The sequence below is a fragment of the Bacillus sp. V26 genome (assembly GCF_034296245.1).
Taxonomy (GTDB): Bacteria; Bacillota; Bacilli; order Bacillales; family Bacillaceae; genus Bacillus; species Bacillus halotolerans.
Window position 1 is genome coordinate 359701 of the sequence record NZ_JAXKQF010000002.1, and the last position, 22192, is coordinate 381892.

General features: G+C 44.9%; 27 protein-coding genes and 1 pseudogene. 22 read left to right on the plus strand and 6 right to left on the minus strand.

Annotated elements, in window-relative coordinates:
* Positions 1-39 precede the first annotated feature (39 nt).
* The 4 genes from UJ203_RS09155 (at position 40) to UJ203_RS09170 (ending at position 5402) form a co-directional block, all read left to right on the plus strand.
* On the plus strand, positions 40-1305 hold the full coding sequence (locus tag UJ203_RS09155) for an MFS transporter (protein ID WP_322010134.1): 1266 nt from the start codon (positions 40-42) through the stop codon (positions 1303-1305).
* Between the two features lie 87 nt (positions 1306-1392).
* Positions 1393-2394: a LacI family DNA-binding transcriptional regulator gene (locus tag UJ203_RS09160; RefSeq protein ID WP_059292966.1), complete on the plus strand. Its 1002-nt coding sequence runs from the start codon at positions 1393-1395 to the stop codon at positions 2392-2394.
* A 78-nt stretch (positions 2395-2472) separates the two neighbouring features.
* Positions 2473-3912, plus strand: a complete 1440-nt coding sequence (locus UJ203_RS09165) for a tagaturonate reductase (protein WP_322010142.1) — start codon at positions 2473-2475, stop codon at positions 3910-3912.
* Positions 3909-5402, plus strand: coding sequence for an altronate dehydratase family protein (locus tag UJ203_RS09170; RefSeq protein WP_322010144.1), 1494 nt, complete (start codon positions 3909-3911; stop codon positions 5400-5402). The genes UJ203_RS09165 and UJ203_RS09170 overlap by 4 nt, the downstream gene beginning before the upstream one ends.
* A gap of 38 nt (positions 5403-5440) precedes the next feature.
* On the opposite strand, the gene UJ203_RS09175 is transcribed toward UJ203_RS09170, so the two are convergent.
* Both UJ203_RS09175 and UJ203_RS09180 read right to left on the minus strand, forming a co-directional pair.
* On the minus strand, positions 5441-6205 hold the full coding sequence (locus UJ203_RS09175) for a sulfite exporter TauE/SafE family protein (RefSeq protein ID WP_044156273.1): 765 nt from the start codon (positions 6203-6205) through the stop codon (positions 5441-5443).
* A gap of 339 nt (positions 6206-6544) precedes the next feature.
* The gene (locus UJ203_RS09180) at positions 6545-7009 is read right to left on the minus strand and encodes a DinB family protein (RefSeq protein WP_322010147.1); all 465 of its coding nucleotides are present in this window, start codon (positions 7007-7009) and stop codon (positions 6545-6547) included.
* A 202-nt stretch (positions 7010-7211) separates the two neighbouring features.
* Here UJ203_RS09180 and rapA point away from each other — a divergent pair, with 202 nt between their 5' ends.
* Entirely contained in the window at positions 7212-8348 is a 1137-nt protein-coding gene (rapA, locus tag UJ203_RS09185; protein WP_322010148.1) for a response regulator aspartate phosphatase RapA, read from the plus strand.
* Complete coding sequence (phrA, locus tag UJ203_RS09190) at positions 8338-8472, plus strand: phosphatase RapA inhibitor PhrA (protein WP_024121047.1); 135 nt, start codon at positions 8338-8340, stop codon at positions 8470-8472. Before rapA ends, phrA begins: the two co-directional genes overlap by 11 nt.
* Positions 8473-8504: 32 nt before the next feature.
* Here the strand turns inward: phrA and UJ203_RS09195 are convergent, their stop codons facing one another.
* Positions 8505-8759 carry a YciI family protein gene (locus UJ203_RS09195; RefSeq protein WP_322010149.1) on the minus strand — a complete coding sequence of 85 codons (255 nt, stop codon included), beginning with the start codon at positions 8757-8759 and terminating at the stop codon, positions 8505-8507.
* Positions 8760-8868: 109 nt separating this feature from the next.
* Between UJ203_RS09195 and UJ203_RS09200 the strand changes: the two genes are divergently transcribed.
* Together UJ203_RS09200 and UJ203_RS09205 are read left to right on the plus strand one after the other, a co-directional pair.
* Positions 8869-9816 carry an N-acetylmuramoyl-L-alanine amidase gene (locus UJ203_RS09200; RefSeq protein ID WP_322010151.1) on the plus strand — a complete coding sequence of 316 codons (948 nt, stop codon included), beginning with the start codon at positions 8869-8871 and terminating at the stop codon, positions 9814-9816.
* Between the two features lie 20 nt (positions 9817-9836).
* Complete coding sequence (locus UJ203_RS09205) at positions 9837-10007, plus strand: hypothetical protein (protein WP_322010153.1); 171 nt, start codon at positions 9837-9839, stop codon at positions 10005-10007.
* Positions 10008-10064: 57 nt separating this feature from the next.
* Here the strand turns inward: UJ203_RS09205 and UJ203_RS09210 are convergent, their stop codons facing one another.
* Positions 10065-10304, minus strand: a complete 240-nt coding sequence (locus UJ203_RS09210; RefSeq protein WP_229043138.1) for a hypothetical protein — start codon at positions 10302-10304, stop codon at positions 10065-10067.
* 408 nt (positions 10305-10712) lie between these two features.
* On the opposite strand from UJ203_RS09210, the gene UJ203_RS09215 reads away from it, so the two are divergent.
* Positions 10713-11324, plus strand: coding sequence for a poly-gamma-glutamate hydrolase family protein (locus UJ203_RS09215; RefSeq protein ID WP_322010158.1), 612 nt, complete (start codon positions 10713-10715; stop codon positions 11322-11324).
* Positions 11325-11390: 66 nt separating this feature from the next.
* A complete protein-coding gene (locus UJ203_RS09220; protein ID WP_322010160.1) occupies positions 11391-12227 on the plus strand; it encodes a manganese catalase family protein in 837 nt (278 codons plus the stop codon).
* Between the two features lie 44 nt (positions 12228-12271).
* Here the strand turns inward: UJ203_RS09220 and UJ203_RS09225 are convergent, their stop codons facing one another.
* Together UJ203_RS09225 and xre are read right to left on the minus strand one after the other, a co-directional pair.
* The gene (locus tag UJ203_RS09225) at positions 12272-12868 is read right to left on the minus strand and encodes an ImmA/IrrE family metallo-endopeptidase (protein ID WP_044156263.1); all 597 of its coding nucleotides are present in this window, start codon (positions 12866-12868) and stop codon (positions 12272-12274) included.
* Between the two features lie 160 nt (positions 12869-13028).
* Positions 13029-13370: an HTH-type transcriptional regulator Xre gene (gene xre, locus UJ203_RS09230; RefSeq protein WP_322010163.1), complete on the minus strand. Its 342-nt coding sequence runs from the start codon at positions 13368-13370 to the stop codon at positions 13029-13031.
* A gap of 178 nt (positions 13371-13548) precedes the next feature.
* On the opposite strand from xre, the gene UJ203_RS09235 reads away from it, so the two are divergent.
* From UJ203_RS09235 to UJ203_RS09290, 12 genes and pseudogenes are all read left to right on the plus strand, one after another.
* Positions 13549-13728 carry a hypothetical protein gene (locus UJ203_RS09235; protein WP_105953658.1) on the plus strand — a complete coding sequence of 60 codons (180 nt, stop codon included), beginning with the start codon at positions 13549-13551 and terminating at the stop codon, positions 13726-13728.
* Positions 13715-14551 carry a phage portal protein gene (locus UJ203_RS09240; RefSeq protein ID WP_322010165.1) on the plus strand — a complete coding sequence of 279 codons (837 nt, stop codon included), beginning with the start codon at positions 13715-13717 and terminating at the stop codon, positions 14549-14551. Before UJ203_RS09235 ends, UJ203_RS09240 begins: the two co-directional genes overlap by 14 nt.
* Positions 14451-15251, plus strand: a complete 801-nt coding sequence (locus UJ203_RS09245; RefSeq protein ID WP_322010168.1) for an ATP-binding protein — start codon at positions 14451-14453, stop codon at positions 15249-15251. Before UJ203_RS09240 ends, UJ203_RS09245 begins: the two co-directional genes overlap by 101 nt.
* Entirely contained in the window at positions 15251-15418 is a 168-nt protein-coding gene (locus tag UJ203_RS09250; RefSeq protein ID WP_105953655.1) for a hypothetical protein, read from the plus strand. The genes UJ203_RS09245 and UJ203_RS09250 overlap by 1 nt, the downstream gene beginning before the upstream one ends.
* 93 nt (positions 15419-15511) lie before the next feature.
* Positions 15512-15850, plus strand: a complete 339-nt coding sequence (locus tag UJ203_RS09255; RefSeq protein ID WP_415859188.1) for a phage portal protein — start codon at positions 15512-15514, stop codon at positions 15848-15850.
* Positions 15847-16053 carry an XtrA/YqaO family protein gene (locus UJ203_RS09260; RefSeq protein WP_322010173.1) on the plus strand — a complete coding sequence of 69 codons (207 nt, stop codon included), beginning with the start codon at positions 15847-15849 and terminating at the stop codon, positions 16051-16053. The genes UJ203_RS09255 and UJ203_RS09260 overlap by 4 nt, the downstream gene beginning before the upstream one ends.
* 116 nt (positions 16054-16169) lie before the next feature.
* Positions 16170-16679, plus strand: coding sequence for a sigma-70 family RNA polymerase sigma factor (locus UJ203_RS09265; RefSeq protein ID WP_024121061.1), 510 nt, complete (start codon positions 16170-16172; stop codon positions 16677-16679).
* A gap of 117 nt (positions 16680-16796) precedes the next feature.
* Positions 16797-17588 carry a terminase small subunit gene (locus tag UJ203_RS09270; RefSeq protein ID WP_322010175.1) on the plus strand — a complete coding sequence of 264 codons (792 nt, stop codon included), beginning with the start codon at positions 16797-16799 and terminating at the stop codon, positions 17586-17588.
* A complete protein-coding gene (locus tag UJ203_RS09275; protein WP_322010177.1) occupies positions 17585-18886 on the plus strand; it encodes a PBSX family phage terminase large subunit in 1302 nt (433 codons plus the stop codon). Before UJ203_RS09270 ends, UJ203_RS09275 begins: the two co-directional genes overlap by 4 nt.
* Complete coding sequence (locus UJ203_RS09280; protein WP_322010179.1) at positions 18887-20377, plus strand: phage portal protein; 1491 nt, start codon at positions 18887-18889, stop codon at positions 20375-20377.
* A 19-nt stretch (positions 20378-20396) separates the two neighbouring features.
* Positions 20397-21224, plus strand: a complete 828-nt coding sequence (locus UJ203_RS09285) for an XkdF-like putative serine protease domain-containing protein (protein ID WP_322010181.1) — start codon at positions 20397-20399, stop codon at positions 21222-21224.
* A gap of 21 nt (positions 21225-21245) precedes the next feature.
* Positions 21246-22184: pseudogene (locus tag UJ203_RS09290) on the plus strand (phage major capsid protein); the annotation flags it as partial.
* Positions 22185-22192: the final 8 nt, after the last annotated feature.

The following is a 22192-nucleotide window of genomic DNA, read 5'->3' on the forward strand; positions in this document are numbered from 1 at the left end:
CAGATACAGATACTGAACCAACATAGGGGTGAGGTTGAGATGTTTTCAAAAGATAAGCTTCCAGTCATCCTTTTTTTGTTCCTGGCTGGTGTGATTAACTATCTGGACCGTTCGGCATTGTCCATTGCAGCTCCATTCATTCAGGATGATCTCACACTGTCCGCTACACAAATGGGCTTGATTTTCAGCAGTTTTTCGATTGGATATGCCGTTTTCAATTTTCTTGGCGGTGTGGCATCCGACCGCTATGGAGCAAAATTGACCTTATTTGTGGCCATGGTCGTTTGGTCGCTGTTCAGCGGAGCAGTTGCATTGGCTTTTGGCTTTGTCAGCCTGCTGATCATACGAATTTTGTTTGGAATGGGGGAAGGGCCGCTTTCGGCGACCATCAATAAAATGGTCAATAACTGGTTTCCGCCGACTCAGCGGGCGTCTGTTGTCGGAGTCACAAATAGCGGAACGCCCCTTGGCGGAGCCATTTCCGGCCCAATTGTCGGCATGATCGCCGTTGCATTCAGCTGGAAGGTCTCCTTCGTTCTCATCATGATCATCGGATTGATTTGGGCATTTCTCTGGTTAAAATGCGTAAAAGAAAAGCCGGCTGAGCCAATGGGCAATGCTCCTGCGATGAAAGTTGAAGCCGCTCCCGAGGAGAAAATTCCGCTGACCTTTTATCTGAAACAAAAAACAGTCTTGTTCACGGCGTTTGCTTTTTTCGCTTACAACTACATCCTCTTCTTCTTTTTGACGTGGTTTCCGAGCTATCTTGTCGAGGAGCGGGGATTAAGTGTTGGGTCAATGAGTGTCATCACAGTCATTCCGTGGATTTTAGGATTTATCGGCCTGGCAGCCGGGGGATTTGTTTCGGACTATGTATACAAAAAAACAGTCCGGAAAGGCGTTCTGTTTTCGCGTAAAGTTGTACTCGTCACGTGTTTGTTTTCTTCCGCGGTATTGATTGGTTTGGCTGGGCTTGTTACCACAACTGTAAGCGCTGTTACACTCGTGGCTCTGTCTGTCTTCTTTTTATATTTGACGGGCGCGATCTACTGGGCTGTTATTCAGGATGTAGTCGACCAAAAGAATGTCGGTTCTGTTGGCGGATTCATGCATTTTCTCGCCAACACCGCAGGCATCATCGGTCCCGCTTTAACCGGCTTTATAGTTGACCGGACGGGTACTTTTTCTGGCGCATTTTTACTTGCCGGAGGGCTGGCCGTCTTCGCTTCACTGGCTGTCATCCGTTTTGTGCGGCCGATCATCGGCAGCGCAGCAGGAACGCATGATGATACGGTTTCTTATTAATCTGGAAATATGGTGGGAGAGGCGGTGTGTTTGATGATACAATATGTAATAACGAATCGCAGCCGGTATGATAAGGAAGGGAAATAGATGGTAACCATTAAAGATATCGCAAAACTTGCAAACGTATCCCACACAACCGTTTCCAGAGCACTCAATAACAGCCCTTATATTAAAGAACACACGAAGAAAAAAATATTGGAGCTCGCCTCACAGCTCAACTATACACCGAATGTGAATGCAAAAAGCCTTGCAATGCAAAAATCCCATACGATCGGGCTTTTCTTTACAAGCATCACAAACGGAACCTCACACAGTTTTTTCGCTGATACCATAAAAGGCGTAAACCAGGCAATCAGCGAGGAGTACAATCTGTATGTGCGCGGCATTGATGATCTGAAAAGCTATGACTCTGTAACACCAATGAGATATGACGGAATTATTTTAATGAGTCAAAGTGATATTGATAATTCTTTTATTTATCATATTCGGGAAAAAAAGATCCCGCTCGTCGTGCTGAACCGGGATATCGATGACAGAGGCATTACCAACATATTGTCCAATGACAAGGAAGGTTCTCAGGAAGCTGTAGAATACTTGATTAAAAACGGACATCAAGACATCGCCATCATTGAGGGAATCGAAGGATTTAAATCATCTCAGCAGCGAAAGGAAGGCTACTTAGCGGCGCTGATTCGCCATCATATACCGATCAAACATGAATACAGTGTAAAAGGGCAATACGATATGGAGAGCGGCTTTCAGGCGATGGAACGCCTGCTGGCGCTTCCGAACACTCCAACCGCTGTCTTTTGTTCGAATGATGACATGGCGATCGGAGCAATGAATGCCATATTTGCCAAGGGGATGCGCGTCCCTGATGATATATCTGTCATCGGATTTGATGATATTGGTTTTTCGCAATATATCACGCCAAGGCTTTCTACAGTGAAGCGTCCTGTTGAAAAAATCAGCGTGCTCGGTGCAAAAAAATTATTGGCGCTGATCAGCACACCTGATACGAAGGCAGAAAAAATCTTTGAAAACACAGAGTTTATGGTGCGTGATTCAGTAAAAGATGTCACGACATGATGCCTCGTTTTTCCAGCGGGCATTCTTTATACAGAGAAATGTTAACGTGTGCATAAATCCGAAAGGGAGGCAATGACGGTGCAAAAGCTGAATAAAAAATTGTACGAAAGCTATACACAGTATCCGGAAAAGATTCTCCAGTTTGGGGAAGGAAATTTTCTGCGGGCGTTTGTCGATTGGCAAATTGAGCAATTGAATCGACATACTGATTTCAATGGAAGTGTCGCAGTTGTACAGCCGAGAGGTTCAGAGAAAATCAAAAGATTAAATGACCAGAATGGCTTGTATACTCTTTTTTTACAGGGAATGAAGGATGGAGAAGCGGTAAACGAAAAGATGATTATCAATTCAATCAGCCGCGGGATTGATCTGTTTTCCGACTATGACGAGTTCAAAAAGTTGGCTTCAAGCGAATCACTGCGTTTTATCATTTCTAATACGACCGAAGCCGGTATTGTTTGTGAGAAAGAAGACCGCTTAGAGGATAGGCCGCAAAAAACATTTCCAGGGAAATTAACAGCTTTTCTGTACTTTCGCTACCAGGCTTTTGCCGGAGACGAGACAAAAGGGTGTGTCTTGATTCCGTGTGAGCTGATTGAGAATAACGGGCAAAAGCTGAAGGAAGCGACTCTGCATTATGCTGATCTATGGGAGCTGGAAGAGGGGTTTACGCAATGGATTCAGAACGCCAACACGTTTTGTAATAGTTTAGTAGACCGCATTGTTCCCGGTTTTCCTGTAGACAGCATTAATGAGATCACTGCGGAATTAGGCTATCAAGATGAACTGGTTGTTGTGGGAGAACAGTATTATTTATGGGTGATTGAAGGGCCGAATTGGATTGGAGAAGAATTGCCCTTTGCGGCAGCCGGCCTTCATACAAAGATTGTCAGCGATCTGACCCCATATCGGACGAAAAAAGTGAGAATTTTAAATGGCGCGCATACGGCAATGACGCCAGTGTCTTCTTTATACGGTTTGAAAACGGTGCGTGATTCAGTTGAACATCCGGCAGTGGGGCGCTTTGTTGAGGAGCTGATTCATGATGAAATACTTCCTGTTTTGAAAATGGAAGGGCTTACTAAATATGCGGAGGATGTACTGAGTCGCTTTAAAAACCCGTACATCAAACATTATGTGGAAAGCATTGCACTGAATTCAGTGTCAAAGTTCAAAACGAGAAACCTGCCGACCCTTCAGGAATATGTTGAACAAAAGGGACAGCTTCCTGCACGTTTAGTGTTTTCATTCAGCGCGCTTCTGTATAGTTATCGAAATAGGGAAATGCAGGATGACCCGGCTGTTCTTCGATTTTTCCAAGAGGTTTGGAATCAGGAGACCGGAGATATGCTCCGTATCGCTTCAGCCTTATTAGGAGAACAATGGCTGTGGGGAGCAAATCTGAATGAGATTCCGAAGCTGACTGAGAGAGTCGCTGAGTACTTGAATCATATTCATGAACTGGGAATGGAGCGGGCTCTTGAACAATGCTGTCTGCAAAGGGGGAAAGTGCTGTGAAATCATTTATAAAAATTCATAGACAGGATAATGTCTTGCTTGCTTTGCGTGATATTCAGAAGGGGGAGCTGCTGAACGCGGACGGCATATCGATTGAAGTAAAAGATGATATTAAAAGAGGCCATAAGATTGCATTGCAGCATATAAAGGAAAACGGCAGCATCATCAAATACGGGTTTCCGATCGGGCATGCGTTAAAAGATATTTTTATTGGGGAGCATATTCATGTTCATAATACAAAAACAAATTTATCTGCTATCCAAACGTACAGTTATACACCGAGATTTGAACAAAATCCATACACACATGAGGAGCGGACATTTAAAGGATATAGAAGAGAAAACGGCAATGCCGGTGTTCGCAATGAATTGTGGATCGTGCCAACCGTCGGCTGTGTCAATGGGATTGCCGAAAAAATGCTTCAGCGGTTTGTAAGAGAAACGGGGGATATTGCCCCATTTGACAACGTATTAGTGCTAAAACATCAATACGGATGCTCACAGCTTGGCGATGATCACGAAAATACTAGGCAAATCCTGCTGAACGCCATTCGCCATCCAAATGCCGGCGGTGTCTTGGTGCTGGGGCTCGGCTGTGAAAATAACGAGCTGGCAGCAATGAAAAAAGCGCTTCAGGATGTCAACAAGGATCGGGTGAAATTTCTCGAATCCCAGTCGGTGACAGACGAAATGGAGGCAGGTGTCGCATTGCTGAAGGACATCCATGTAGCGGCCAAAGGGGATAAACGGGAAGACATCCCGTTTTCTGAACTGAAAATAGGGTTGAAATGCGGGGGGTCTGACGGTTTTTCCGGCATCACAGCGAACCCATTGCTCGGACGATTTTCTGATTATATCATTGCGCAGGGAGGCAGCACGGTGCTGACGGAGGTGCCGGAGATGTTCGGTGCGGAAACGCTGCTGATGCAGCGGGCTGCCAATGAAGAGGTATTCCATAAAATTGTCGATTTAATCAATGATTTCAAACAATATTTTATACAGCATGATCAGCCGGTTTACGAAAATCCTTCGCCAGGAAACAAAGCAGGCGGCATTTCCACCCTTGAGGATAAATCGCTGGGCTGCACGCAAAAGGCGGGGATTTCTCCTGTCTCAGATGTATTAAAATACGGTGAAGTGCTTCAGACAAACGGACTGACACTATTGAGCGCACCCGGCAATGATTTAATCGCCTCCTCCGCATTGGCTGCGGCCGGCTGCCACATTGTTTTGTTTACAACGGGGCGAGGCACGCCGTTCGGCACTTTTGTTCCAACGATAAAGGTGGCGACGAATACACAGCTGTACGAGACGAAGCCGCACTGGATTGATTTTAACGCAGGTCTCTTAGCAGAGGATGATGTTCATGAGGAATTTGTGCTTCGTGAGTTTATCGATTATATCACGAAGGTTGCAAGCGGAGAGCTTGTGAATCACGAAAAAAATGACTTCAGAGAGCTTGCCATTTTTAAATCGGGTGTGACGCTATAAACCAAGAAAGGCTATCCTGTTAAGGATAGCCTTCTTGATTAAATCAGCTTCAAGCCGCTGATTAAGATAATGGATGCCATAATAAATTGCAGCGGACGGGGTGAAAATCTAGGTGAGAGATGACTGCCAACCAGCACCCCCGGAATGGAACCGATAAGCAAATTGGCCGCTAACAAATAATCAACACTCCCGAAGCTTGCATTTAAAATACCTGCCGCAGTAACGAGCAGAAAAGCATGCGCAATATCTGTTCCGACAATGTCGGATGTTTTCATTTTAAATAAGTACAGCATAGCAATCGCAAACAACGAGCCGGAACCGATCGACGTTAAGCCGACGATAAATCCAAACACGACACCGATAAGAATCGTAAGCATCCGCTTATCTTCTAGCGGCATCAGCTGCCAGCGGTTCGGGCGAAGCTTTTTGTCCAGAAACAGGCGGACGATGATCGAAATCGCAACTAGGGTCAAAACATAACCAAGAGCGTGTTTAATAATCTCTTCCTGATGCTGGTGGAAGGCGGGAAACAAATGAAGTATGCCAATGGCTATAGAAGCACTCGGAATACTGCCGATGGCTAAGTATTTTACCAATTTAAAATTGATTGTTTTCTGCCGCCAATGGGACGCAACACCAAACAGCTTGGTGATCGAGTTATAGACAAGGTCCGTACCGACTGCAATGGAAGGATTGATTCCAAGCACTATTAAAAGAGGAGTTAAAAGCGCAGCTCCGCCTACACCTGTCAATCCGACTAAGACACCGACTAACAAACCCATCAAAATGATGCTAACACTCATGATAAAGGCCTCCTGAAAACCCGACTATTTTTATCAGATTATATATGATTAGGTCGCTTTAATCAATTAAATTTTTTGAATATTTGTACGTGTGTTTCTTTGATTTTTGTATGCTCAATATCTTTATTCATTTGCCCTATAATGAGTGTCAGGAGGACGAGATGGGATTGAGTTTGATCGGTTAAAACAGGTCATTCGGGGCGGTATTTGGCTGAATGAGATCAACCAGTCAGCTATATGCAAATACCGGCTGTCACTGGGAATCGCGGTGTGTTGGATACGGTAGTGAACTGAAGGCAATAAAAAAAGATACCTTTAGATCAGGTATCTTTTTTTAGGTTACATACGCTGCTGATAAAAAGGCAGCTCCGTATGGCCCATTTCTCTTACATAAACAAACAGGTTGCCTTTATGGTGAATTTCATGCTCCATCGCAAGCTGAAGCAATGCGCTACCAGTGACTTTTCTTCCGAAAGTGGCTGTCAGGTCAATTTCTCTGTCAAGGTGTTCCTCAGTCAGCTGCTCAAGGATGGCAGCCGTTTTTTCTGTATACGTTTTAGCCAAAACATTGAGATCTGTTTCCGTTTCTTCCTGCTTGTTTTGAAAAGGTGAGGCATTGCCTTCTTTAATGACATTTGCGAACAGATGGAAAGTCGTCAGGATGTGCTTGACAAGCTCTTCTGCTGACATTGATGTTTCTGTCGGTTTGTAGCTGTAATGATTTTTGCTGATTTTTTCTGTCAGCTCAATCGTCACATTTCGATGTGACAAAAAGTGACTCACAATTTGAGTGGATTGGCTCAATAGAATCTCCTCCATATGTAAAAATAAATGGTGCAATGAAATCCTATATCAATGCGCATAAATTAACAAGCAATATGCTGAGAAGTGATTGTTTTTTTTGCGGTTAGCCGAAATTCGACAATTGCGGTCTTTTTGCGTTCTTCTTTTTCTTGTAAATATGATAAAATATGACATATCTCGGGTATATAAAAGGGGGGATTAATTGAGGATGAAGCAGACTATTCCGTCCTCTTATGTCGGGCTTAAAATTAATGAATGGTATACCCATATCCGGCAGTTTCACATAGCTGAAGCCGAACGGGTCAAGCTCGAAGTAGAAAGAGAAATCGAGGATATGGAAGAAGATCAAGATTTGCTGCTGTATTATTCTTTAATGGAATTTAGGCACCGTGTTATGCTGGATTACATTAAGCCTCTGGGAGAGGACACCTCGCAGCTAGAGTTTTCAGAATTATTAGAAGACATCGAGGGGAATCAGTACAAGCTGACAGGACTGCTCGAATACTACTTTAACTTTTTTCGCGGGATGTATGAATTTAAGCAGAAAATGTTTGTCAGTGCCATGATGTACTATAAGAGGGCAGAAAAGAACCTTGCCCTTGTGTCAGACGACATTGAAAAAGCTGAATTTGCTTTTAAAATGGCTGAGATCTTTTACAATTTAAAGCAGACTTATGTCTCTATGAGCTATGCCGTTCAGGCGTTAGAAACGTATCAGATGTATGAAACGTACACTGTCCGCAGAATCCAATGTGAATTCGTTATTGCAGGTAATTATGATGATATGCAGTATCCAGAAAGAGCATTGCCCCATTTAGAACTGGCTTTAGATCTTGCAAAGAAAGAAGGCAATCCCCGCCTGATCAGTTCGGCCCTTTACAATCTCGGAAACTGTTACGAGAAAATGGGTGAACTGCAAAAGGCAGCCGAATACTTTGAGAAATCTGTTTCTATTTGCAAGTCGGAAAAGTTCGATAATCTTCCGCATTCTATCTACTCATTAACACAAGTTCTGTATAAACAAAAAAATGATGCCGAGGCGCAAAAGCAATATCGTCAAGGATTGGAAATCGCCCGTCAGTATAGTGATGAATTATTCGTGGAGCTTTTTCAATTTTTACATGCGTTATACGGAAAAAACATTGACACAGAATCAGTCTCACACACCTTTCAATTTCTTGAAGAACATATGCTGTATCCTTACATTGAAGAGCTGGCGCATGATGCTGCCCAATTCTATATAGAGAACGGACAGCCTGAAAAAGCACTTTCCTTTTATGAGAAAATGGTGCACGCACAAAAACAAATCCAGAGAGGAGATTGTTTGTATGAAATCTAAATGGATGACAGGTTTGTTGCTCGTTGCGGTCGGGTTCAGCTTTACTCAGGTGATGGTCCATGCAGGAGAAACAGCAGATACAGAGGGAAAAACATTTCATATTGCGGCACGCAATCAAACATGATGATGACGAAAAAAGACCCTCAGGGGTCTTTTTTATTTCAGATTCCATTCCTTTATGGCCAGCTCAGAAGAACCGCTTGCCACCAGCGGGTCTGCATGTCCGATTTCTGATGCCTCTTCCAGCGAACCTGCTTCGATGACGTAGGCTCCGCCTGTGGCGTCGCTGAAAGGCCCGAACATTTTTAAGCGTTTTTCTGCCTGCAGACGGTCCAAAAATTCATAGTGTCTGGCTGCATGCTCCTGATTGAATTGATCTGTTCTCGTAGTCAGTATTAAGTACGTATTCAAGAATGTCCCCTCCTTTTGAACTTTAGCTTAGCACAATTATCCATATAGCGGTGCTTTTCGTCCTACGAATGCCACCTATTGATGAAAAAAGAAAAAGGAGAGATGATAGGTGAGCATTCAAGTGAAGAAAAATTTGGTTTCTGAGGCAAAGTACGGGCTGAAATGCCCGAATGCGATGTCCGCTGAATATATTACCATTCACAACACGGCAAACGACGCGTCCGCTGCCAACGAAATCAGCTACATGATCGGGAATACCAGCTCGACAAGCTTTCATTTCGCGGTTGACGATAAAGAAGTGATTCAAGGTTTGCCGCTAAACCGTAACGCTTGGCATACTGGTGACGGCACAAACGGTACAGGCAACCGCAAGTCGATTGGCGTTGAAATTTGCTACAGCAAATCGGGAGGCCCAAAGTACAAGGCAGCCGAGGCATTGGCGATCTCTTTTGTGGCACAGCTTTTGAAGGAGCGGGGCTGGGGAATTGATCGAGTCAGAAAGCACCAAGACTGGAACGGAAAATACTGCCCGCACCGCATTTTATCAGAGGGGCGCTGGGAGCAAGTCAAGGCGGCAATTGAAGCGGAATTAAACGGCAGCGTTTCAGCGAAAAAGGCTTCTTCTTCTGCGCAAGTGTATCATGTGAAAAAAGGAGATACGCTGTCCGGCATCGCAGCATCACACGGTGTCAGTGTGAAAACTCTGCAAAGCTTAAATCACATCACTGATCCAAATTACATTAAAGTCGGACAGGAGATCAAGCTTTCCGGGACGGCCTCTTCCTCTAAAAGCCATGCCGCATCCTCTTATCCGCTGCCATCGGGGGTGATCAAAGTAACGAGCCCGCTGACAAAAGGCACAAAAGTAAAGCAGGTTCAGACTGCGCTGGCAGCTCTATATTTTTATCCTGATAAAGGGGCGAAGAATCATGGGGTGGACGGTGTATATGGGCCAAAAACAGCAAATGCTGTCAAACGCTTTCAATCTGTCAGCGGATTAACGGCAGACGGCATTTACGGGCCGAAAACGAAAGCTAAAATTGAACAAAAACGATAATGAAAAAAAGGAAGCTTCACTTGAATGGAGCTTCCTTTTTTCCCTTACATACAAACGGCAGCGAGAACCTATTGACTGATTTGGCACAGCAGGAGAGCGCCGCGCCACAAAAGGATGTTAAGAGTTATGAACAATTTGCTGGGCACGAAGTTGACAAGAAATCTAGAAAAGCAAAAACCTTCAAGCAATAAAATAGAAAATAAAAAGACCCGGTGATCACCGGGGAAAAGAAATAGAACGTTACAGGTTTAGTAATACTTTTTATATTCTACTTTGTAATCATAGTCATGCTTGTCATGGTCATAACACTTTTTGCCGTGGTCATAATATTTTTTGTCATGGTCATAGTACTTTTTGTCGCAATCATAATCTTTCTCATGATCATCATAATACTTTTTATCGTGGTCGTAATACTTCTTGTAGTACTTCTTGTAGTACTTCTTTTTGTAAGTGTAATACTCTTCTTTATATTTTTTATAATAACCCATACTAACGCCTCCTTTAATGTATGATCAGTTTTATTATATGGATTAAAAAAGAGATGGTATGGTCAAATGTATTCGTCATCAAAAAAAGGCTGTTTTAAAAAACAAACTGATAAAAATGATAGCGTGCGATCTTACATAAGCCTTTTAAAAGAATGATTTATAACATTTATACTTAATCCACCTGTAGATCGACCGCACAAGGACCCCATTTAAACGCCGCAGTTTTTCTTTCTAGTAAAATAAGTGCTTACTTTTCTATCGCCTCAGCTGTTGAAAGAGTTGACACATTCCAGCAATGTATCGATAAATCCCTTCATATATCTCCTGATATGGAAATACGATAAAAAGGTTTTCATTCATAGATGAGTAGAGTAAACTGGTGCTGACTGATAAAGGAGAGCGCTTAACATGAAAGATATGTATGACTGTTTTTTATCTCTTTCTGCGTCTGAATCGGAGTACCGGATTATTTATGAAGAGAACAGCGGGAGCGAGCATATTGTCATCGGCCCTCACGGCGGAAGAATTGAGCCGGGCGTCAGCGAACTGGTGCGGGCATTTGCTGATCAAAGTTCCATTTATATCTTTGAAGGATTGAAGCAGCGCAACAACCGTTCGCTCCACCTGACAAGCACTCGTTTTGATGAACCGCTTGCCATAGAAAAAGTAAACGCCCACCGATTCGCGCTGGCATTTCACGGCTACCGTGATATGAAAAAGCCGCATACATTGGTCGGGGGCGCGGATCGGATAAAAGCAGAAGCCATTTGCGAGTTGCTGAATGAGGCAGGTTTCAGTGCGGAACTGGTCAGTGAAAAAGACAGGCTGGCAGGTGTTCATCCGCAAAATATCGTCAATCGGACGAAAAGGGAGATGGGGCTGCAGCTGGAACTGAGTACGGCGCAGCGGAGCGCGCTGTTTCACAATTTTGGCTGCCGTAAGGGACAATACATAGAAAACAATCTTTTTTCTCGATATGTGAATGCCGTTAAGCTTGGTTTTTATGAAAGAAACAAGTAGGACCTGCAATAACTGCCCATTCCTTCATATGCTGTGATTGTTTGAATGCGCAGGGAGGAATGAACGATGTTTTATCATATTAAAGAGCTTCAATATCAGGCAAAGCCTTCCCGTCCGGATCCTGTTTATGCGAAAAAGCTCCAAGAGGTGCTGGGCGGCCAATTTGGTGAAATTAGTGTGATGATGCAATATTTGTTTCAGGGTTTTAACTGCAGGGCGGATGCCAAGTATAAAGATTTGCTATGTGATGTGGGGACGGAAGAGATCGGACATGTGGAAATGTTGGCTACGATGATTTCCAGGCTTCTGGATGATGCTCCCGCTGATGTACAGGAAAATGCTTATAAAAGCAACCCCGCTATTGCAGCAGTGATGTCAGGGATGAATCCTCAGCACGCTATTGTGTCCGGTTTGGGTGCGATGGCATCAGATAGTGAGGGCTATCCGTGGAATGCAAAATACATTATCTCAAGCGGAAATCTGCTGGCGGATTTCCGTGCAAACTTAAATGCGGAAGCCCAGGGGCGCCTTCAGGTGACACGGCTTTACGCCATGACTGATGATCCCGGGGTAAGAGATATGCTGTCATTTTTGATTGCAAGGGATACTTATCATCAAAATATGTGGTATGCAGCGATTAAAGAGCTGGAAGAAAGAGAACGGGATATTGTCGTTCCCACGACATTTCCGCGTGAGCTAGAAAAGCAGGAAGTATCCTATGACCTGTTTAACTTTTCCAGAGGGGATGAAAGCTCACAGGGAAGGTGGGCTCATGGCGAAGCCTTTGACAGCCGGGGCGAGTTCAGGTATATCCCGGCTCCGATTGCGTTCGCATCTGCGCCTCATCTTAAACCGGCGCCAATGTGGCTGCAGAATACCATGCCTCCGATGTCGAAATATTAATATCTATGCCGGGCTGAGGGCAAATGTCCCCAGCCTGTTTTTGATCAGCTGTATTTGCCGATTTGATACAACGCTTTTTCTTCAGCGACCTGCAAGTGCTGCTGATCGCCTTCCTCGTACGCATTTGGCCGCTTATGTGATAATAAGTAAGCAAGCCGCTTCTGAAATTGAATACCTGCTTTACGCCGTTCAAACATTTCAAGTCTTTTCTCAGCAAAGTCCTTTGTTACCCGGAATACCGTCGCAATGGTTGCAAGAGCCTGACTTCTCCATTGCGGCAGTTCCATCTGCAACAGCATAAAGGTTGGCACACAGAAGTGGTACATAAATTGGTTCGCCTGAAATTCCTGCAGCTCCCTGAAGAGCTTGTTCATCTGAAAATGATTGCCTGCATGCTTTAATACGTGGCACAGTTCATGGCCAAAATCCTCCCATTGCTCTTCCTGGGACTTTCTTTGGTTCAATATGATACTGTACATGCCGTCGTATTTCACCATCATGCTTCCCATATCCTCGAAATGAACCCAAATATCAAGATCGTTTGCGATTTTCAGCATGTCAATGTGATGGGGAGAGGTGATGCCCAGCCGGCTGTATAAATTTTTTACGTATTCCTCCAGATGTGATAAGTAATCGCCCAATTGAATACTCCCTTTCGAACGTATGTTCTGTTTATAGCGAGAAAGAAAAGCCCGTTTAGGACTAAAAAGTGTGTTGAAATCTTTCCCTTTTCTTTAAAAAATAAACACTTTTTTCTTTATATCGGTCTATTTTTTATATGTTTTAGAGAACAGAGAAATATTATTTGTTTTTCGGTTTCCGGTTTTTCTCTTTTTCTTTTAAATAGTTGATAAATTCGATGGCCTGCTGCTTGCTTTCCGGGGAAAAATCCTGCATATCCCGGTATGCGAGCTGCAAGTCCGGATCAGAAAACATATCATCATTAGATTTTTTTTCTTTTCCTGTTAATAAGTAATCCGTTGTCACTTGGAAGTAATCAGCCAGCTTTTGCAGTGTGTCGTAATCAGGTTCGCTTCGCCCGTTTTCATAATGAGAATATCGTGCGCGCGATACACCGATGTGAGATGCGATTTCTTCCTGTGTCCTTTTTCCTCTGAGACTCTTCAATCTGCCGCCTATCATACTATGACCTCTCTTTTTTTAACTCCCTAAATTACTTATGATTATAGATACAATCTGTATCAAAATAAAGTTATGATAAAAAAAGTATCAAAAATAACTTGATGATACAGAATGTATCGTTTATACTTGGTAACAGTTGATACGAATTGTATCGAAAACAAATCGGGGGAGTGATCACATGCATCCGATTCAAATCGTTTTTAGTGAACATCCGATAGATCAGCGCCATCTCGGGCAATCCGGCGGCTCCATTTCTTTTACAGCATGCGGCCTTCCGGTATTCCATTTTGAAAATCGAGAACAATTTCAAGCGTACTTGCTGTTAAAAGAAGAGGTGAAACGCAATGAAAAGGGATAAAAGCTATCCTTTTCCCATATATTCAGGGCTATTGAATTCAGAACATTATGACAAAATAGGCTCAGCCCTGTGGCTGTTTCTCTGGTTTATCAGCTCAACAACAAAAGAAATTGAAAAGGACGGCGTGAGCTGGGGAATTGTGCTCGGCCATAAGCCATTAAAAGCAAGAGAGATGGCGGCCGTATTCGGTGTTAGTGAAAAAACAGTCAGAAGATGGCTGGAGCTTCTTGATAGCCATGGATACATAAAGGCTGCCCGCGCGCCATACGGACTCATGATTTCTGTGAAGCACTCTAAAAAATTCAGCTTCAGATCGGACAAAACTGCACACCGCAGCGATAATGAGCGGTCATTTTCGCCGCTGGCACAGGACAAAGAAGGCCGCTCTAATATAGATAAAACAAAAACATATACTGCTGCTGATGATGCAGTGGATCGCATTGCGAAGCGGTTTACACAATTACGGTCGGCTCAAGAAGGACGCACCGTGTATCCTTCCTCCAGAGATTATCAAGCCATCGCCCGTATTGTCGCCATCGGCGTTCCCGTAACGCAAACAATCAAATGGCTTGAGGAATGTTTTCAAGCTTTTGAAAACCGGCGAACCGCTGCTTCAGAAACGATAAAGGCCTTTCGCTACTGTTCGAAATTCATCGAAGACCGATTTTTCGCGCAGCAAGCCAAAAAGACCGCTGCAATACAACATGAGAGGAATGAAAGTGATGACAAAACATACAATCGAGCAGATTTTAGACGAGTTGAGAAAAGGGAGACGTCCATTACTGGCGGACAAACCGGCCGAATCAGACGCAAGCCGGTATGATTGCCAGCGATGCAAGGATCAGGGAGGATATCTCAGCCGGCAAGACGGTCTGGAAGTGTGGACAATGTGCAGCTGTATGGCAGAACGAAAAGTAAAACGGCTGCTTGGCGCAAGCGAAATTACCCCTGCTTTCAGACAGCTTGGCTTTCATGAATTCCGCACCCAAGGGAAGCCACAGGCCGTCAAGGACGCGTTTGAATGCGCCAAAGAGTTTGTGGCGGATTATGAAAAAATCAAGGACAGCCGGAAAAACAGCATCGCCCTTTTGGGTCAGCCCGGTTCCGGGAAAACACATCTTCTTACCGCTGCGGCCAATGACCTGATGAGAAAGCGCCATGTGCCGGTCATTTATTTTCCGTTCGTCGAAGGCTTTATTGATTTAAAAAATGATTTTGATCTTTTGGAAGCCAAGCTGAACCGAATAAAGCAGGCAGACGTGCTGTTCATTGATGATCTCTTTAAACCGGTAAACGGCAAACCGCGCGCCACTGATTGGCAGCTGGAACAAATGTATTCCGTTTTGAACTACCGCTACTTAAATCATAAACCGATTCTGCTTTCAAGCGAGCTTACGATTGAAACGCTCGTCCGGGTTGATGAAGCGATCGGCACGAGAATCTATGAAATGTGCAGTGATTATTTAGTGATTATCAAAGGAACAGCGTATGACCTGAATCATAGATTGGAGGGCATCAGATAATGTGCAAGCTCTGTAAGACAAAGAAAGTAATTGTTGAACATACCGGGATCGGAACGGTTTTTCATCCATGTCCGAACTGCCGGTCCGGCAATGATTTAACGCCGGTTATTCAAAAGCTGGAACAAATGCTGACAGCCGGAAAAGCGGGGCTGAATGCCCGTGATTAAACAGCTGGCTGCTCTGTTCGCGTTGCTGTTTCGGGCGAAGCGGACAGAAAAAAACATCGAACAATGGTACAAGGATGACGGGAAGTGAAGCAGATGCCGGAAACAAAACAATTTGAAATGAGTCCTGCGCCGTGGCGTGCTGTCGCATGCGGGGATGAGAAGCCAATTTATATCTATTCTGCTTACAGTGAAGAAGAAAAAGAGAGATTCCCTTATTCAAACGGCCGGCTGATCGCCGCTGTATTTGACCTCAGCTCTTTTTCGCAAATAAGCAATGCCAACTTGATGGCAGCCGCACCTGAGCTGAAGGAAGCGGCTAAAGCGGCGCTGGATTTTCTGAACGGGAATTCCGCTCATTCCAAGGAGCACATCATAAAGGTATTAGAAGAAGCCAACAAAAGCGCTGAACCCGAAAGGAGAAATGACACATGATCAACCCTAAAAAACTCGTAAATATAGATTCCATCACGCTCGACAGCCAGCTTAAGGACGGGAAAATCCGCGTTATTATAGTCGACGGCATAAAGCAAGAAGCCTGGATCACAGAAGCTCCGGAGCACGGGAAAACGCTTGTTGAAACGAGAAAGGGAGACCTTGCCCGCGTAGAATTTGAAATCGGCTACAAATTAAATTAAAGCGAAAAAAGAATACGTCCAAGACGGAAAGCCTGCGGACACTGATCAACATGCACAGCATTTGTGCGTTGATTGGTGTCCGCTTTTTTATTGCACAAATGAGGAGGAATCATAGAATGCAAGACTTATTATTTGAATATAAACGCACATTAAAACAAACAAGAACACAATATAAACCGCTCGCTGAAGCAGATGAATCAGTGCTCTCAGCTGAGGACATGAAGGATAAAAAGATTATCAGAAACATCATCACAGACCTTGAATATGTAACAGAATGGCTTGAAAAAGGAAGACAGCCCGGCATCAGACGGGCGATTGACCGGCGTGATGCGTATCAGCGGCTGATGATCAAAGATCCAAGAATCATAGAATCATTTTCTTGCGATATGATGTTTGAGCCGGACGGACAGGTATCTGAGGAAGACAGGGAGAGAATCCGAGAAGCTTTATCCCTTTTAACGGACAGGGAGAAAGAAATGTTTTTGCTGCACAAGGTGGAATGCTTTTCTTATGAACGCATTGCCGATCTTCTTGGCGTCAAAAAATCAACTGTGCAGACAACAATCAAACGGGCTTTATTAAAGATGCAAAGACAGCAGGAGGAAATAAACCGATCGCTTGCCTGAATGCTTGTCATACGTTTGCCACCTATAAGTGAAAAGAGCATGACACATAAGCGGCCGGCATAACCGGCCGCTTTTATGAATAGAAATCCATGCTGGAGGTGGCGGTGATGCCGTAGCATGAAAACACAACAGAGAGAACAAGCATTAGCAATCTATCAGCACCATCAGGGAAATATCACAAACCGGGCCATTGCAGACACAATCGGCGTTTCGGCGAAAACAATCGGCATCTGGAAAAAACAGGACGGATGGAAAGAAGCCTTGTTTTCTGAAAACGGACATAAGCAGCGCCGCATAGAAAACGATGAATTAAATGAACGGCAGCGGCTGTTCTGCCTGTACTACGTAAAAAGCTTCAATGCGACACAGTCAGCGATCAAGGCGGGCTATTCTCCGGACAGCGCCCATGTGACGGGCTGCAGGCTGTTAAAGCATGAAAAGGTTGCCGCTGAAATCAGGCGGATAAAAAAAGAAATGGTGAATGAAGTGTTTATTGAAGCGATGGACGTTTTGCAGGTATATGTCAAAATCGCGTTCGCCGATATCACGGATTATGTGACCTTTGGCAAAAAAGAGGTGCAGGCCGTCGGAAAGTCGGGACCGCTGTTTGATGAAGATGATAACCCGATCATGAAGGAAATCAGCTTTGTCGACGTCAAAGACTCCGGTCTCGTTGACGGCACCATTGTCACGGAGGCAAAGCTCGGCAAGGAAGGCATCGCCATTAAGCTTGCCGATAAGATGAAAGCACTTGAAAAGCTGTCATTATACTTTGATTTGTTTCCGGATCAATTTAAACAAAAAATAGAAAATGAGAAGTTAAAGCTCGCGAAACAAAAAGCGGAAAAAACTGATGACGGCCGCGAGCCAATTGAAATCATGATCAAACGAAAAGAGGACAAGGCATGATTGTAAAAGAAATCAATCCTCATTTTGAAGATTACGTGTTCAATTGGGAGCAGACGTACCAGTTCCTCGTCGGCGGCTACGGCTCATCAAAAAGCTATCATACGGCGCTGAAAATCGTGTTAAAGCTGTTGAAGGAAAAGCGGACGGCGCTCGTCGTACGCGAGGTGTTCGATACCCACCGGGATTCGACCTTCGCTTTATTTGAAGAGGTGATTGAAGAGCTTGGTCTTACGAAGGCAGCTGCAGCACTTTCTTCCCCGCTTCAGCTGCGGTTTCAAAACGGCAGCCGGATCATGTTCAAAGGAATGGACAATCCGGCGAAGCTGAAATCTGTTCACAACATTTCTTTAATATGGATTGAAGAGTGCTCTGAGGTGAAGTATGAAGGCTTTAAGGAATTAATCGGCCGTCTTCGCCACCCTGAGCTGAAGCTGCACATGATTTGCACCACCAATCCCGTCGGCACCTCCAATTGGACGTACCGGCATTTTTTTCGGGATGAACGCAATCAGCGGTTTGTGCTGGATGACAGCGAGCTTTACGAAAAGCGGACACTTGTCAGGAGAGATACGTATTACCATCATTCCACGGCAAACGACAACCTCTTCCTCCCCGAAAGCTATATCAAGCAGCTTGACGGACTGAAGGAATATGATCCTGACTTATACCGAATTGCCCGTAAAGGCAGGTTCGGCGTCAATGGAATCAGGGTGCTGCCGCAGTTTGAGGTGCTCCCGCACGACCGTATCGAAGAACGTATTGCCGCCATCAGCCAGCCGATCCTTCGCACAGGCATGGATTTTGGTTTTGAAGAATCCTACAATGCTGTCGTCCGTCTCGCCGTCGATCCTGATAAGAAATATCTCTACATTTATTGGGAGTATTATAAAAACAAAATGACAGATGACAGGACGGCTGAGGAGCTGCAGGAATTGGTTAAAACACAGGAAATGATCAAAGCCGACTCCGCTGAGCCGAAAAGCATTCAATATTTCCGCCAGCAGGGTTTTCGGATGGTCGGAGCCAGGAAGTTTCCCGGCTCCAGGCTTCAATACACCAAAAAGGTCAAACGCTTCAAAAAAATTTTCTGTTCGGACCGCTGTGAAAATGTCATCTATGAGCTCAAGACACTGACGTATGCCAAAGATAAAAACGGTGCGCTGATTGAGGATGAATTCACGATCGATCCGCATACGCTTTCTGCTATTTGGTATGCGCTTGATGATTATGAGGTCGCAGATGTGAAGGAAACAGCGCAAAAACGAATCCGTCCGAACCGAGAAAGGAGGAGGTCATAAATGCCGCACAATCAAACAGTCAGAGCAACCGTGTTGAAAGCCAATGCATCTGCTCCTCAGACAAAGCAAATTTATGAAGACGACTTTTCTGATTTGTACGGAGAGGATATCATCGCTCCGCCCTACAATATCACCGAGCTCAAAACAATTGCTGAATACTCAACCATTCTTCAGCAATGCATTGATGCGTACAGAGTGAATATTACTGGTTTTGGTTTTGATGTGGAGTACACGTTTGATGTCAACGCCACTGATGTCGACCAGGCGAAAAAGAAAAAAGCGGAAAAAGACTGGGCCAGACTTGAAGCCTTTTACAAATGCCTTCACTTTGATGAATCTGCTGAAATGATTTTAGGCTATGCCATTGAAGACAGGGAAAAAACCGGAAACGGCTTTATGGAAGTGCTTCGCGACGGGATGGGAAAACCGGCCGGCATTGAATATTTGGATGTGAAATATATGCGCGTATGCGGAGCCGGCGAGCCTGTCGAAGTATCTTTTATGTATGAAGAAAACAGAAAAGTGAAGAGAATCAAAAGGCAAAAACGGTTTCGGAAATTTGTGCAGATGATCAATGGAAAAAAAGTATTTTTCAAAGAATACGGCGATCCTCGAAAACTGGACATGCGCACGGGCGAATATGTCAGCACACTGGCTGAAAAGCACCAAGCAAACGAAGTGATTCATCTTAAAATCGGAAGCGGCGTATACGGCGTGCCCCGCTGGGTAGGCAATATCGTCAATTTATACGGCGCCCGGAAAGCGGAAGAGCTCAATTTTATGTACTTTAAGCAGGGGCGTCACGTACCCGCGGCGATTACGGTGGAAAACGGGATGCTGTCTGAAGCTTCTTACCGGGAACTGCAGGAGTATATGAATGACCTTGAAGGTGTGGAAAATGCCCATAAATTTCTTCTGATTGAGGCGGAAGGCATCGCGAAGGAGAAGGATCTGCACGGCGGTGAAGATATCACGCCGGTTTCTGTGGAAATCAAATCCCTTGCGGAAATCCTCCAAAACGACGCCTTGTTTCTTGAATATGATGAAAAAAGCAGAAATAAGCTGCGCTCTGCTTTCCGTCTGCCGCCGCTTTATACGGGAGAAGCTCAGGAATACAACCGGGCTACGGCTGATACAGCGAGAAAAATTACGGAGGAGCAGGTGTTTCAGCCAGAGCGGAAAACGCTTGTCAACAAATTGAACACACTGCTTTTGCCGGAGCTGAATCTTCATGATGTGAGGCTGACATTAAAAGGACCGGACTTTCGTGATCCGCTTGAGATTGCGAAAGTGCTCGGTCCTTTTATTACAGCTGGAGCCGTTTCGCCGAATGATTTACGAGACCTTGCCGGACGGGTGCTCGGCAAAACGCTTGAGGAGTGGCCGGAGGACATTTACAAACGCCCTGCCGGACAGGATGCTGAAAAGACGAATCTGACAGCACTTCTGCAGGAGCTGAAGGACAGCATCGAAGATATCAAAACGTCCTGAAGGGAGGTGAATCAAGCAGGTGGCGCGGGAATTGAAAAATGCCAAAATCAGCTTTGTCAGCTATGTGGACAAGGCGGCAAACCAGACAGAATTTTTCTTTACGAAGTCAGCCGAACCTCCGTCATTTGAAAAAAAAGTTCGGCTGTTTACGAAAAGCGAGCAGGATGAACAAAAGCTTGTATACGGAATTGTGTATGAGCCTGATGTTCCAGATGCCCACGGCGACTATATGACCGCAGAAGAAATTGAAAAAGCGGCGCATGGCTTTCTTGCAGACGCGCGGGAGATTGATATCAATCACAGCTTTGAAGGCGGCACAGGCGTGGTCGTTGAATCCTATGTGGCGCCCGATGATTTTATCATCGGAACAAAACGGATTACAAAGGGCTCGTGGGTGCTTGTGACAAGAGCGTCAGATGAGGTGTGGGAACAAATCAAAGCCGGCATCATCACCGGCTACAGCATGGCGGGCACTGCTGATGTATATGAAGAAGAACCGGTTGAAAAAGCCGGATTTCTAAGCGTGTTTAAGCAGCTGCTGGCCGACAAAACCGGAAAGGAGACTGAAGAAATGAGGAAAGAAGACATGAGGGAATCAATCGAGCATGCGCTGTATCCGTTGCTCAAACGGCTGGAGACAATTGAAAAAAACACGGAAACAGAGGAAAAACCGGAGCAGACGGGAGATGACGAGCGCCTGAAGAAGCTCGTTGAGGACATGATTGCCCCGCTGATCGAACGCATTGAAGCCTTGGAAAAAGCTCGGGGAGCCTCTAAACAGACGGCGGCCGATGCGGCCGGCAATACAGAGCAAGTCAAAAAATCAATCTGGAGCGGACTGCTGTAAACCAGTCAAAGAGGAGGAAATCAATTGAGAAATCAAGAGATCATTCGGAAAGCGGAAATGTCGCTTTCTGCTTTAAAAAGCGGCGGGCTCATGAACCCTGCACAAGCATCAGCTTTTATCCGCATGGTGCAAAACACGCCGACGATTTTCAGTGAATCCCGCGTGATTCAAATGGAAAACGATTCGCAAAAATTTGAGAAAATCGGTTTCGGCCAGCGTATTTTGCGCGCGGCTCAAGAAGGAAAGGCGCTGACAACAGACGAACTGACGGTTCCGACGACAAGCACTGTCCAGCTGAACACAAAGGAAGTCATTGCGGAAATTAACATTACGTACGACACGCTCGAAAACAATATTGAAAAAGGCGGACTGCAGCAAACGATCATGCAAATTTTAGCAGAGCGGGCGGCAGTTGATATTGAAGAGCTGATCGTAAACGGAGATACTGCATCAGCAGATCCTTACCTGGCACAGCTGGACGGCATCCGTAAACAAGCAGTGTCCCACATCGTCGATATGAACGGTGAAGAACTGTCGAGAGCGACATTTAAAAAAGGCTTAAAGGCTGTTCCGCCAAAATATTTGCGCATCCCTCAGGAATTCAGATTCTATACGTCGCACGGCTTAGAAGTTGAATGGAAGGACCGCGTGGCGGACCGCCAGACAAATCTTGGGGACCAGGCTGTTCAGGGCGGCTTGTCCACAGCATTCGGCGTACCGGTAAAAGGGGTATCCAATATCCAGCCGTACGCAGTCGGAGAGGGAGACGCGCAATATGATGCGTCCGATATCATTCTGACACATCCGAAAAATATCATTCTCGGCTTCTCACGCAATATTCGAATTGAAGTCGACAAGGATATCCGCTCCCGTAAGTTCATCATTGTCTTAACGGCGAAGCTGGACAGCAAGTTCGAGGAAGAGGATGCCTGCGCTAAATTAATTAACGTAAAAGAATAATTGAAATG